This is a genomic window from Enterococcus sp. DIV2419, from assembly GCF_051711865.1.
GTDB lineage: Bacteria > Bacillota > Bacilli > Lactobacillales > Enterococcaceae > Enterococcus > Enterococcus faecalis.
This window is the reverse complement of sequence record NZ_JBIONS010000001.1, coordinates 808388-821010: the sequence shown is the minus strand read 5'-3', so window position 1 is coordinate 821010 and position 12623 is coordinate 808388. Positions and strand designations below refer to the sequence as shown.

The following is a 12623-nucleotide window of genomic DNA, read 5'->3' as shown; positions in this document are numbered from 1 at the left end:
ACAGTTCATTCTATCACTTAGTTCACTAATAGCAACGACACTTTTCTTCACTGCCATTCAAAGGATGAATCATTTCTATCCACATCTTTTCAATTAAATACGTGTTTCAAATTTTAATGACTTGTTGATAAAATACATGATTGGTGCTGAAATCGTCATAATAATCGCTTCACTTAATGCTAACCAACCATAAGTTGTCCAAAATGCTTGACCGCCACTTGGTACTAGCATAAAGGCAATAAAAAACATACTTACAGTGAAAAATAGACTATTTAGACACATTCTAACAGGAATACTTGCTACCTTTTTTTGTAAAAAAGCTGTTAAGCTCAACGCAAATAATGTTTGCGCACCACCAAACAGAGCATCCATTACACCGAAACCAAAAAATAAGTTAAAAAAGATAACGCCGCCTAAAACACCCCACATCAATTTGCGATTGAAAACGACTAGGTGATTCAAACTTTCTGAAATTCTAAATTGAATCATACCAGAAGAAACTGGCCGAACCAATAAAGAGAGGACAATATATAAGCCCATAATGATACCATTGGCTAAGACTGTTCTTAGCTTTCGATTGGCTTGAAACGAATTTTGCATACTTTTTCCTTCTTTCTCCGAGTTTTTTTACAAGGGATGGTTGATGAACCTTGGTTACAATTGCAACAGTTCACATTCTAATATGGAAAGTCAAAATAGTCAATGAAAGCCCTGTTTTACTTTGCACTTATTTGCAGTTTTCACCTCTCATGCATTGTTTCGTGCCTTTTTCTAGTCATTTTTTACTTTTTTAAGCAATCTTTATTCGCAGAAGTTCCTCCCTCTGGTATAATGGACAATAGCGATTCAAAGGAGGAGCTCAATGAACATTCACTACTATCTTATTATCAACGAGCAGGCAAGTAGCGGCAATGGCCGAAAAGTCGCTAGAAAAGTGATTCAACAACTCAAGCAACAAGAACTTAAATATACGGCTCTTTACACTGATTACGCTGGACATGAAAAAGAATTGACGAAGGAACTTGCAGAAACAACTTTACTTCCTTGGTCTGAAGACTTAGACGTTTCAACTTTTCCAATCCTAGTCGTGCTAGGCGGCGATGGCACACTACATAATGTCATTAATTCATTACTTCCATATGATTCAGCTATTCCTTTAAGCTATATTCCATGCGGCTCTGGAAATGATTTTGCACGAGGGGTGGGATTATCAAGAAATATTGATAAAGCATTGCATCAAATCCTGCGCACCAGACGACCAAAAGAAATTCAAACAATTCATTATGTAGAAGCCAACCAAGAAGAAATCGGCTTAGCCACCAATAATGTTGGCTTAGGATTAGATGCGGCAATCGTGGAAAAAACCAACGAATCGTCATCAAAAAAAGCCTTAAATAAATTTAAGCTTGGCTCGCTTTCCTATATTTCTTCAATCATTCATGTCTTTTTTAAACAAAAAGGCTTTCCAATTTTAGTTGAAATGAATGGTAAACAATACACATTTAATCGTGCTTTCCTATGTACGGTCACAAATCATCCTTATTTTGGCGGGGGCGTATCAATTATGCCGACGGCCAATCCTCGCAAAGCAGTCGTGGACTTAGTTGTCGTGGAACGAATCAATATTTTTAAAATTTTGTGGCTTATTTTCCTATTGCTTCGCCAAAAACAAGGGAAATCTAAGCATTTTCATCATTTTCAATCAAGCAAAATTCGAATTGTTTCGACGATTCCACAAACCATTCACGCAGATGGCGAGATTTTAGGCAAACGAAGTATTGATATGGTTTATACCACACAAAAACGTTTGTTTTGGTTTTAACTGAGTTCCTTAAGGTTGAAAAAGAGCCTGGGCCAAAAATCACTTTGGATTTTTGGCCCAGGCTTAAAAATTGATAAACGGCGGGGACAGAAGCAACTCCTTCGGAAATAAGCCGAAATTCTCCAAAAATTAAAGAACAATTTTCGGAAATTCCTTCTTATTTCTCGGAGTTAAACACTTCTGTCCCGACCTCTTTCCTTTTCTCACATAAATTGATAAGGCGTCGTATCCTTCATTCCAATCATTGGATCAACAGCATTTGTTTGAATAATTTCGACTGTTAGTCGTGGTTCTTTTGGTAATGGTTCTTCGACAACTTTTGTCGCTTTCTTTGCTGTTTCTGGGGTTGACTCTTCCTCTTCATCAGCAAATAGTGAAACTTCTTGTACCGTCGTGTCAACTAATTGCTCGTCTGTTTCTTTTATCTGATCGGCTTTCGTTGATTGCTGTTCAGTTTCATAAGAGACAGCTTTTGTTTCCTTTTCAGTAAATGGATGGTCTGCCGTTAAACCTTCTTCATAGGCTTCTAACTGGGTTCTAGTCGTTAAGGTCATTTGTTCTGCATTCACGATTCGTTCTTTTAGCATCGTCATGCGACTAGCCGATTCGTTTTTGACACATGTTTCAAAAGCAGAAACCTCACCTAATAGAATTAATAATTCTTTACTACGTGTCACTGCTGTATACAGCAAATTTCGTTGCAGCATTCGGCTATACTGATGAACCATTGGCAGTAACACCATGCGGAATTCACTACCTTGCGCTTTATGAATCGAACAACAATAGGATAACGTAATTTTATTCCATTCATTTCTTTTATACGTTACTTCATTATTATCAAACTGTAAAACCAACTCGTCCACTTTGTCCTCTGAGTCTTTGGCTAAAGTAATTCCGACGATTTCTCCCATATCTCCATTGAACACATTTAATTCTGGCGTATTGACTAGTTGCAAAACTTTGTCCCCAATCCGATAGACGGTGTCATTCCATTTGACTTCTTTTTTCTTACCATCATTTGGATTGAAGATTTCTTGCATCATCTTATTCAAGGCATCAATGCCAGCTGCGCCACGATACATTGGCGCTAAAACTTGGATATCTTGTGGCGTAAACCCTTTTGCTTTTGCCTTTGTGACGATTTGTCGAATGTATTCTTCAATATGACCAATATCACTTGCAAAGAACGAGCGATCCTTTTGATTTTTTTGAAAATCAGTAGGCAACTTTCCTTCTTTAATTTCATGGGCAAGAGGAATAATACTTGAACCGTCTCCTTGACGATAAATTTCGTTTAACTCACATTTGGGAATTTCGTTAATTTGCAATAAGTCATGTAAGACTTGACCTGGACCGACAGACGGTAGCTGATCCTTATCACCAACAAAAATCACTTGCATGTTTGTCGGAATAGCTTTTAATAACGTATTGGCTAACCAAGTATCCACCATTGACATTTCATCTACAATTAGCAAACCACCTTCTAATTCTTTGGCGGTTAAACTCGGATTTTTTTCACGACCTGTCAAGCCTAACAAACGATGGATGGTACTTGCAGGTAAACCTGTCGTTTCGTTCATACGTTTCGCTGCTCGCCCAGTTGGCGCCGCTAGCAAGATTGGAAACATCTCCTGCGTATAGTCTTTGAGATCTAATGAAAGACCATTTAGTTCCGCAAACAACGAGACAATCCCATTAATAACAGTTGTTTTCCCTGTTCCGGGCCCTCCAGTTAAAATAAATAACGGTGATTTAATCGCTTCTTCAATCGCTGCTTGTTGCGAGTCGCCATACTGGATATTTAAACGTTTCTCAATCATTCGGATATTTTTTTGGACTTCTTCTTCCTCGTAATGAATTTCTTTTTTACGAGAAAGTAAACGCTGAATCGAAGTACCAATGCCCCATTCAGAAAAATAGAGACTGTTCTCAAAAAGTTTAGTCTCTTCTTGTTGGATTTTTCCATGTTCGACTAACGTAATAATTTCATTGGCTACTTGATCAGGTGAGATTTCCACTGGGCGACTTGCTTCCAAGGTCCGAATCGCTTCTTCTAACAAAACATCTGCTTGAACATACGTATTGCCTGAGCGAATGGAGTGCTCAAACACTTCATGTAAAATCGCCGCTCGAATTCGAACAGCAGAATCCGCCTGAATGCCGATTTGTTCAGCAATATTGTCCGCTCGTTTAAATCCGACTCCCTCAATATCTTCAACTAACTGATAAGGATTTTCTTGAATCACAGAAAGGGTTTCTTCTTGATAGGTTTGATAAATTGAAAAAGCTAACTGACTACCGAAGCCGTATCGATTTAGTCCCACAATCACTTGCTCCATCCCGTGATTCAAGCGAATTGTTTCGACGATTACTTGACGTTTTTTTTCATTTAAAACAGTAACTTCTTCCAAAACACTCGGGTCATCAATAATTCGGTCAATCGCACTTTCCCCTAATACTTCAACAATTTTTTCAGCGGTTCGTTTACCAATGCCAGGAAATTTGTCACTTGATAAATAGTTAACCACCCCACTAGCCGAAGTCGGTCTTTCTTGCTGATAACTATCCACCTGAAACTGTCTGCCATAACGAGGATGGTCCACAAAATGACCAAAGAAACGATAGGGTTCCTCTTCTTGAACTTGGCCAAAACTTCCAGTTACTACAATTTCTTTTTCTAAATAATCTGTATTTGTATCGGTCACATTTACAAGAACGACTTTATAAAAATTACTGGGATTTTCAAAAAAGATTGCTTGTACAGTCCCAACAATAAAGGCTTTTTCTTCGTCCTCACCAAAAAGTGTTACCACTACAAGCCCTCCTTTCTGTTGTGTGCTTATTGTGCTTTTTCTTTAGCTAAAAAAGACGTATCATTCCATAACGTTAAGTCGTACGGCATGTTCCTTGATGCCTCTTTTGTTTCAAGGATTGAGAGGCTATTGTTTAACAGCCCGCCCATTGTCCGTAATTCTGATAATGGTTTACCAGCCATCGCTTGGATTGCCGCTGTCAAGGCTGCTCCGTGTCCGACAAATAGAACTGGACCTTCGTGCTGCTTCGCCGCTTCAGCAACTGTTTCTGAAATCCGTTGAATCGCTTGCTCGATTGGTTCACCATCAAAAATTGTTGGATCATACAAATCTAAACGATGCCGTAAATGATCTAATTCTTCTCCATAAAAATTACGCATTTCTTCAATATATTGTCCTTCTAAACGACCTAAACCTAATTCTTTTAAGCTATCTGTATAAACAATTTCAACTGGACGATTCAATTCTTGTTGAATTCCCCGCGCAGTATTTTTGGCACGTAATAGCGGACTAGAATAAATTTTTTCAAACGGAATATCTTGTAAATATTGGCCTAATTGTTTAATTTCGTCATAACTAGTTGGTAATAACGGCGAATCTCCTGTCATTCCTTGAAATCGTTTCTGTTGATTCCATTCAGTTTTTCCATGTCGTGTAAAATATAATTTCATGTAACTTCTCCAAACTTCTTTATCTCTTCATATGTCTTTCTAGTTTATCACTTCCCTGCGAAAATATCCATGGAAGTTTCTAGTAATCCAAGCAAAATAAGCCTAGAACAAAAATCTAAATTGTTTTTTGTTCTAGGCTTGAAAATTGGGCAACAGTAAAAATAAAACCACTTTCTTCTGACATTTTTGAAAAAAGCGCTACTGTCTTAACTTTTTTTAATCCAATTTATCATTTTCATAATGATGCGTCAGTTCTAAGTTCGGAAAATTTTGCTGACGTAAGGCTTCATAAACAATTAGTGCGGCAGTGTTAGAAAGATTCAATGAGCGCACATGTTCATCATTCATAGGAATTCGGATACACTTTTCTTCGTTTTCTCGCATAAACGTTTCTGGTAAGCCCGTTGTTTCTTTTCCAAAAAGAAAATAATGATCCTCGCCATCATTATAATTGACCTCGCTGTATGTTTGGTGAGCAAATTTGGTTACTAAATGCAAGTGTTTGCCTGCCACATGGGCTAAAAAGGCAGCCAAATCTTTATGATACGTAATATTTACATCATTCCAATAATCTAATCCAGCACGTTTTAGGTGTTTATCATCTGTTGAAAATCCTAAAGGTTCAATTAAATGCAACGGTGTATTCGTCGCTGCACATGTCCGTGCAATATTTCCAGTATTTGCTGGAATTTGTGGTTCAAATAAAACAATATGGTTCGTCAACTATCTTCAGCTCCTCAAATATCAATCGTGTTCATTTTAGCATAAATTCAAAATAAATAGCGCCCACAATACTTATTTTCAAAAAAACCGCATGACGCGATGATGTCAGGCGGCAGCTATTCTAACCAATAAAAAAAAACGTACCGTCTCGGTGTCTAGCACGGCGAGTCGTTACGTTAGTGAAGGTCTCTTCACTAACTTTTATCAGAACAGGACCCTGATAAAAACCAATGAAAAAACAACTTGTAAGTAATATAACACCAATGTCACTTTATTGCAAGACTTTTTTAGGATTTTCTTCACAAAAAAGTCTATCTTTTACGACCTACTAACAAGCGGACGTCAATCGTGATTTTTTCCAATGGTCGCTGTTGTAGTTTGGCTTTAACTTCTTGAGAAACTTGCCACTCTAATGGCGACATTTCTAATAAATCCAACCGTCTTTCCTCGGGAATGTCAAAGCAATAAGTTATTCGTTCATCTACTTCCACAGCTAATTCCTCGGAAAAACGTTGGACTACTTTTTGATTGGAATAACTTTGTTTCTTTTCGTCATTGGGATAAAAAGCCGCTCGTAATTCCTTTAAGTAATTCTCTTCAGGAATAATTTTAATCACAGTCCCATCAGCTTTTAGTACTCGCCGAAATTCTTGATAATGTGAAGGAGAAAAAATATTTAAAATCGTATCAAGTCCTTGATCCGCAAATGGCAAATTCGTTAAATCCGCCACACACCAAAACGCATCAATTGGCTGATTACTTGCTAAATAGATTCCTTCCTTTGATAAATCAAACCCGATTTTCAGTCCAGATAAGCCTGCTTGACTTAACTCAGCTAGAAAACTCCCTTCACCACAACCAACATCGACTACTGTTTTATTTTGAGGAAGATAGTGCATAATTTTGTTTAAAACAGGCGCGTACATGCCACTTTGAATCATTTTTCCTCGGGAAGTAAACATTTTTTTATTATATTCTGTCTGGACGCCATGATTTAGAAAGTATAGCGTGCCTTTCTTGGATAAATCAAATTGATGCCTCTGTTGACAAATCAGACCAACCCCTTCTACATGCATTGGTTCATGACAAGTTGGACAGCGAAATACGGCTGCTTCTTTTTTCAATAATTGTTGTGCTCGTTCAATTTTCTTTAACATTTAAAACTCCTTACGTTCATCAAATGAACATTTTCTCTTATAAAAAGTTGCACTCTTTTTTTCAGGGCTATGGTAGTAAGCAGAATTATGGTACAATGCCTGTGAAGAAAAAGCAAGGAGCGATAAGAAATGATTAAAGAATTCTGTGCCGAAAATTTCACTAAGATTCCCCAAGCCATTCAAAAAGGTGCGAATCGCATCGAATTATGCGATAACTTAGCCGTAGGTGGAACGACGCCAAGTACTGGTGTTATTGAAGAAGTCTTAGCATACGCTGGCGAACATTCAGTACCAGTGATGACAATCATTCGTCCTCGTGGCGGCAATTTTGTCTATAATGATATTGAATTAAAAATTATGCATACCGATTTAATCGAAGCAAAGAAATTAGGAACCGACGGCATTGTTATTGGCTGTTTAACTGAGGACGGTTGGTTAGATGAAGAAGCTTTGGACTTATTCATTGAAACAGCTGAAGGCTTGCAAATCACTTTCCATATGGCTTTTGATGCCTTGTCGAAAGAAAACCAATTTAAGGCGATCGACTGGTTAGCTGAGCGTGGTGTGACGCGTATTTTAACTCATGGCGGGCCAGCTGGTACCCCTATCGAAGACAACTTTGATCATTTAAAAGAATTAATTGCCTACGCAGATCAACGGATTCTTATTTTACCAGGTGGCGGTATTTCCACAGAAAACGTTCAAACTGTGATGGACACTTTAAAAGTCACAGAAGTCCATGGCACAAAAATTGTTTAATTTCTTGTATCTAAAAAAGTGAGGTAGCCGTCGTATTAACGGCTATCTCACTTTTTTGATTTTAAGCAAACCAACGAAACCTTTTACCTTAGTCTCATGATAAATAAGTGCAATTTTTTAAACAAAATAACGCATAAACATGCTGGCAATATTGAAATAAATTAATACACTGGTTAAATCACTTAAGGTAGTAATAAACGGGCCACTGGCAACTGCGGGATCAAACCCTAATTTATCCATTAACATTGGGATTAAACTCCCTGCTAAATTCGCCACAGTAATTGCACAGAGCATTGCCATCCCAATCACAAATCCAAGTGGAAGATTATGTTGCCACACGCCAACCACAATCATAATGGTTAAACCTGTCACAGCCCCCGTCACTAGTCCCGTGAGCACTTCACTTAAGATTAAGCGTCCAAAATTACTATCCTTTTCATCTTTCATAGCCAAACGGCGTACCGCGACCGCCAATGATTGTGTCCCGGCATTGCCGGCTGTTCCGGTAATTAAAGAAATAAAAACGGCTAAAATACTCGCTTCGCTAACTAAAGACTCATAATTACTGATTAACGAGGCCGTAGACATCCCTAAAAACAGCAGCGTAATTAACCAAGGTAATCGTTTAGAAGCGGCTTTTAAAGGGTTCTCACTAACTTCTTCAACGTCGACCCCGGCTAAACCAGAGTAGTCGCTAGCGGCCTCATCATCGATAACATCAATAATATCATCAACTGTTACAATCCCCAACAAATGATCATCATAATCTGTAACTGGCACAGCTAAGAAGTCATAGTCACGAATTGTTTGCGCGACATCTTCTTGGTCATCGCCAACATGAACTGAAATAACCCGTTCATTCAAAATATCAGCAATCAAGGTATCATCATCATTAACAATTAAATCCCGCAACGAAATAACGCCGACTAAATGATTTTCTTGGTCGACTACGTAAACGTAATAGATTGTTTCCGCCATGTCCGCTTGATTCTTTAAGACGTACATCGCAGAACGCACTGTTTGATTCGCCACAATCGAAACAAATTCGGTGGTCATAATCGCCCCAGCAGTTTCATCTTCGTAATGAAGTAACTCTTTAATTTCGCCTGCTTCTTCACTACTTAACAAACTAAGATATTTCGCCTTTTGACTCTTATCTAACATATTTAGTAAATCCACCGCATTATCGGTATACATCTCAGCTAACATATCGGCTGCATAACTTGGGCGCATTTCAGCTAAATAATCTTTCATATTCTCATTATCTTCTTCGATAACATCAAACATATCCGCTAGTTCTTTCGGAGATAGGTAATTGTATAAATGTTGTCGGTCTTTTTCATCTAACGATTGGTAAAATTGTCCTTGTTCATAAATGTGTAACGCTAAAAATAGCTCACGAAATTCGTTCATTTGTTGATTTTTTAGCGTTTCTAAAAGAAGGGCAAATTGCTCTTCCATTTCTTGGCCTTCATTCATCTTACACTTTCCCCTCCTGCCTCTTTATTATTATAACGTATCATCTACACTTTTCATATCCTCCGCTAGTGGGGAAATCAGATGAACCGTTTCTTTGGTAAAAGGATGAGTAAAAATTAGTTCCATGCAATGCAACGCTTGCCGCTCAATTCCTTGATCCATCTTTCCATGATACATCTCATCCCCTAACAATGAACAGCCAATTGCTTCAAAATGTACCCGAATTTGATGTGTTCGTCCTGTATGGAGCTGAATGCGCACAGCTGCTGCTTGGGCTCCTCTTTTTGCGAGCCAATATTCTGTACTAGCAAATTGACCTGTTTCGATAACTTGGCGTTTTAATAAAGAGGACAAGTCGCGCCCAATTGGCTTTTCAATCAATTGATGCTCGCTTAACTGCTCAATCGCTCCACCAACAAGGGCATAATAAATTTTTGTCACCTTTTTTTCTCGTAATTCTTGGTCAATTAAAGCATGAGCAAAGCCGTGTTTCGCAAATAACATCAGCCCAGAAGTATCTCGATCTAAACGAGTCACGACATGAATAACTTGATTCACGTAATTTTGACGCTTGTAATAGCCCTTAACACGATTCGCCATCGTTCCTGAAGGATGATACTGAGCAGGTATCGAGGCAATGCCAGCAGGCTTATTAACTACTAAAAAATGATCATCTTCAAACACAATTTCAATCGGTTCATCATCTGTTAATAATGTCTCATGTTCCGCTTCATCTGGAATCGTCATTTTAACGACATCGCCAGTTTGTAAAGGATAGATGGCATTTTGAACGGTCCCATTCACTTGAATTTTACCACCCTGAAATTTCACCTTTGCTAATAACCCTTTTGAAACACCTTGTTCCTTTAAAAAATATTTCACTTGTTGTGTTGTTTCTTTGTCATATGTCCATTGAAATTCCATCGTTTAATTAATCCTCACCAATAAAGGCATCTTTCACTCGATGCCAAAAATGCATGTGCCGATAAGAGGCAAAATGAATCCGTTCGTCTGCAATTCGATAGCAGACAGAAGCGATATTTTCTTGATAAATATCTAATTGGTCCACCGTGACAAAATAATCATCACTTTCCTGTAATTTAATCTCCAGCCACTCCGTATGTGCGATTACAATCGGTGACCCCAATGTTCGAAAGACACGATTGTTTAAGGAGGCGATTTCGGTTAACTGAAACGCATTAATGCTAGGATGCAAAACAGCCCCACCAATACTTTTATTATACGCAGTAGAGCCGGTTGGGGTCGAAATCGACAACCCATCACCACGAAATCGTTCAAACAGTTCATCTTTAATAAACACATCGCCCACCATCGTCCGGTTTCCTCGTTTAATTGTTGATTCATTTAATGCTAAAAAATGTTTATCTGGTTTCCCATCTCTAAACCGAATCCGCACATCTAATAATGGATAACTCGTACTTTTTTCACGATGAATACACAAACTCTCAACTAGTTCTTTTAATTCATAATCACGCCAATCTGTATAGAAACCCAAGTGTCCGGTATGTACACCTAAGAAACTTACTTCGTTTAACAGATGATTAAATCGATGAAAAGCGGAAAGAAGCGTACCATCTCCGCCGACTGAAATCACAAGTTCAGGTTGACGATTGTCTATTTGAATTTGGTTTTGCTCTAATAGTGTTGTCAGTTGTTTTGTGACTTGTTTCGATTTTTCTTCCGAGTTATGAACAATCGCCACTTTCATAAGCAGACTCCTTTACTGATTTTCTGGTGTTTCGTTTTTAATTTGCTTATAGTATTCGTTTTCTAGCAATCCACGGCCATGAGAGAAGTAATGTTGTGCTTCTTGAATTTCTTCACGAATAGATGACATTTCTTCATCTAATAAATAGGCTGCCTCTGCCGCTCGCTGAAGGCGTTCTTTCATTTCTTCAGGAAAGACACCTTGATATTTATAATTCAAAGAATGTTCAATCGTTGCCCAAAAATTCATGGAGAGTGTCCGAATTTGGATTTCGGCCAAAATAATCTTTTCCCCGGTGACTAATTGCACAGGATATTCCACTACCACATGGTACGAACGATAGCCACTTTCTTTTTTATTTTCAATGTAGTCCCGTTCTTCCACAATTTTTAAGTCTTTACGATTTCTTAAAAGTGCGACTACCTGGTAAATGTCTTCCACAAATTGGCACATAATCCGCAAACCAGCAATGTCTTGCATTTCTTCTTCAATCCGATTTAAAGGAATATGCCGAATAGCCGTCTTTGTCAAAATACTATCTACTGGTTTCACACGTCCTGTAACGAATTCAATTGGTATGTGTTTATCTTGCTCCCGAAATTGTTTACGAATACCTCGTAGTTTTACTTTTAATTCGCTGACCGCCTGTTCATATGGCGCTAAAAACAGCTCCCACTCTCGTTCCATGGTAGATCCCTCAATTTCCTTGAATTTCATTCACTGATTATTTTACCACAGTCCTCCCTAAAATAGGGTGTTATTCGCTATTTGATTTCCAAACGCCTTTCATTAGAAAAATTTTTCACAGAGAAGACCACTTTTCTTGACGGAAACCTATATAATATGTGAAAATTGGAGTGATTTAAGAAAGAGAGAGAACCCCATGAGTGAGCACTTAGAAATTGAATTTAAAACATTAGTTAGTCCGCAAGATTTCAAACGATTAATCGACCATTTTGCTATTCAAAAAACGGACTTTTTTACGCAAACAAATCATTATTTTGATACGGACGATTTTCAATTAAAAGCACAACGAATGGGCTTAAGAATTCGCGTATTAGCAGATCGTGGTGAGTTAACCTTAAAAGTTCCTGCGCCAGAAGGATTATTAGAAATCAATGACCCTTTATCGCTTGAGACGGCGAACCACTTTATCAAGAGGAATCACCTCCCTACTGAGGGGGCTGTGGCGAAGAAATTACAAGAATTAGGTATTGAAATCGCCTCGATCCATTTAATTGGTTCATTAAAAACAGCACGTGCAGAAAAACAAATTCCTCAAGGACTACTTGCGTTAGACGAAAGTTGGTATAACCAACAGCACGATTTTGAATTAGAGTTAGAAGTTACTGAAGCTGAAAGCGGCAAGCAAGCGTTTCAAACATTAATGGCTGATTTGAACATTCCCATTACGCTTGCACCTAACAAGATTCAACGCATGATGCGGACCACTGCCCCTTAGTATTCGAA

12 protein-coding genes are annotated in these 12623 nt (G+C 38.2%); 3 read left to right on the top strand and 9 right to left on the bottom strand.

Features of this window, described 5'->3' with window-relative positions:
- Positions 1 to 93 precede the first annotated feature (93 nt).
- The gene (locus IGI97_RS03890) at positions 94 to 600 is read right to left on the bottom strand and encodes a QueT transporter family protein (RefSeq protein WP_010821779.1); all 507 of its coding nucleotides are present in this window, start codon (positions 598 to 600) and stop codon (positions 94 to 96) included.
- 262 nt (positions 601 to 862) lie between these two features.
- On the opposite strand from IGI97_RS03890, the gene IGI97_RS03885 reads away from it, so the two are divergent.
- On the top strand, positions 863 to 1822 hold the full coding sequence (locus IGI97_RS03885; RefSeq protein ID WP_002356498.1) for a diacylglycerol/lipid kinase family protein: 960 nt from the start codon (positions 863 to 865) through the stop codon (positions 1820 to 1822).
- Between the two features lie 203 nt (positions 1823 to 2025).
- On the opposite strand, the gene recD2 is transcribed toward IGI97_RS03885, so the two are convergent.
- From recD2 to IGI97_RS03865, 4 genes are all read right to left on the bottom strand, one after another.
- Complete coding sequence (recD2, locus tag IGI97_RS03880) at positions 2026 to 4635, bottom strand: SF1B family DNA helicase RecD2 (protein ID WP_438738023.1); 2610 nt, start codon at positions 4633 to 4635, stop codon at positions 2026 to 2028.
- A gap of 26 nt (positions 4636 to 4661) precedes the next feature.
- Positions 4662 to 5306 (bottom strand): histidine phosphatase family protein, encoded by a 645-nt coding sequence (locus IGI97_RS03875; protein ID WP_002365042.1) that lies wholly within the window; start codon positions 5304 to 5306, stop codon positions 4662 to 4664.
- A gap of 216 nt (positions 5307 to 5522) precedes the next feature.
- The gene (trmL, locus tag IGI97_RS03870) at positions 5523 to 6029 is read right to left on the bottom strand and encodes a tRNA (uridine(34)/cytosine(34)/5-carboxymethylaminomethyluridine(34)-2'-O)-methyltransferase TrmL (RefSeq protein WP_002356493.1); all 507 of its coding nucleotides are present in this window, start codon (positions 6027 to 6029) and stop codon (positions 5523 to 5525) included.
- A gap of 311 nt (positions 6030 to 6340) precedes the next feature.
- The gene (locus tag IGI97_RS03865; protein WP_438738021.1) at positions 6341 to 7186 is read right to left on the bottom strand and encodes a methyltransferase domain-containing protein; all 846 of its coding nucleotides are present in this window, start codon (positions 7184 to 7186) and stop codon (positions 6341 to 6343) included.
- A gap of 129 nt (positions 7187 to 7315) precedes the next feature.
- Here IGI97_RS03865 and cutC point away from each other — a divergent pair, with 129 nt between their 5' ends.
- Positions 7316 to 7945, top strand: a complete 630-nt coding sequence (gene cutC / locus IGI97_RS03860) for a copper homeostasis protein CutC (RefSeq protein WP_002359565.1) — start codon at positions 7316 to 7318, stop codon at positions 7943 to 7945.
- A 117-nt stretch (positions 7946 to 8062) separates the two neighbouring features.
- On the opposite strand, the gene mgtE is transcribed toward cutC, so the two are convergent.
- The 4 genes from mgtE to IGI97_RS03840 are packed head-to-tail and all read right to left on the bottom strand — an operon-like array spanning position 8063 to position 11840.
- Entirely contained in the window at positions 8063 to 9424 is a 1362-nt protein-coding gene (gene mgtE, locus IGI97_RS03855; protein ID WP_002362548.1) for a magnesium transporter, read from the bottom strand.
- A gap of 30 nt (positions 9425 to 9454) precedes the next feature.
- Positions 9455 to 10348 (bottom strand): RluA family pseudouridine synthase, encoded by an 894-nt coding sequence (locus IGI97_RS03850; RefSeq protein ID WP_002356487.1) that lies wholly within the window; start codon positions 10346 to 10348, stop codon positions 9455 to 9457.
- A gap of 7 nt (positions 10349 to 10355) precedes the next feature.
- Positions 10356 to 11153 carry an NAD kinase gene (locus IGI97_RS03845; RefSeq protein ID WP_002356486.1) on the bottom strand — a complete coding sequence of 266 codons (798 nt, stop codon included), beginning with the start codon at positions 11151 to 11153 and terminating at the stop codon, positions 10356 to 10358.
- Positions 11154 to 11165: 12 nt separating this feature from the next.
- On the bottom strand, positions 11166 to 11840 hold the full coding sequence (locus IGI97_RS03840; RefSeq protein ID WP_002356484.1) for a GTP pyrophosphokinase: 675 nt from the start codon (positions 11838 to 11840) through the stop codon (positions 11166 to 11168).
- A 196-nt stretch (positions 11841 to 12036) separates the two neighbouring features.
- Here IGI97_RS03840 and IGI97_RS03835 point away from each other — a divergent pair, with 196 nt between their 5' ends.
- The gene (locus tag IGI97_RS03835; RefSeq protein WP_002356483.1) at positions 12037 to 12615 is read left to right on the top strand and encodes a CYTH domain-containing protein; all 579 of its coding nucleotides are present in this window, start codon (positions 12037 to 12039) and stop codon (positions 12613 to 12615) included.
- Positions 12616 to 12623: the final 8 nt, after the last annotated feature.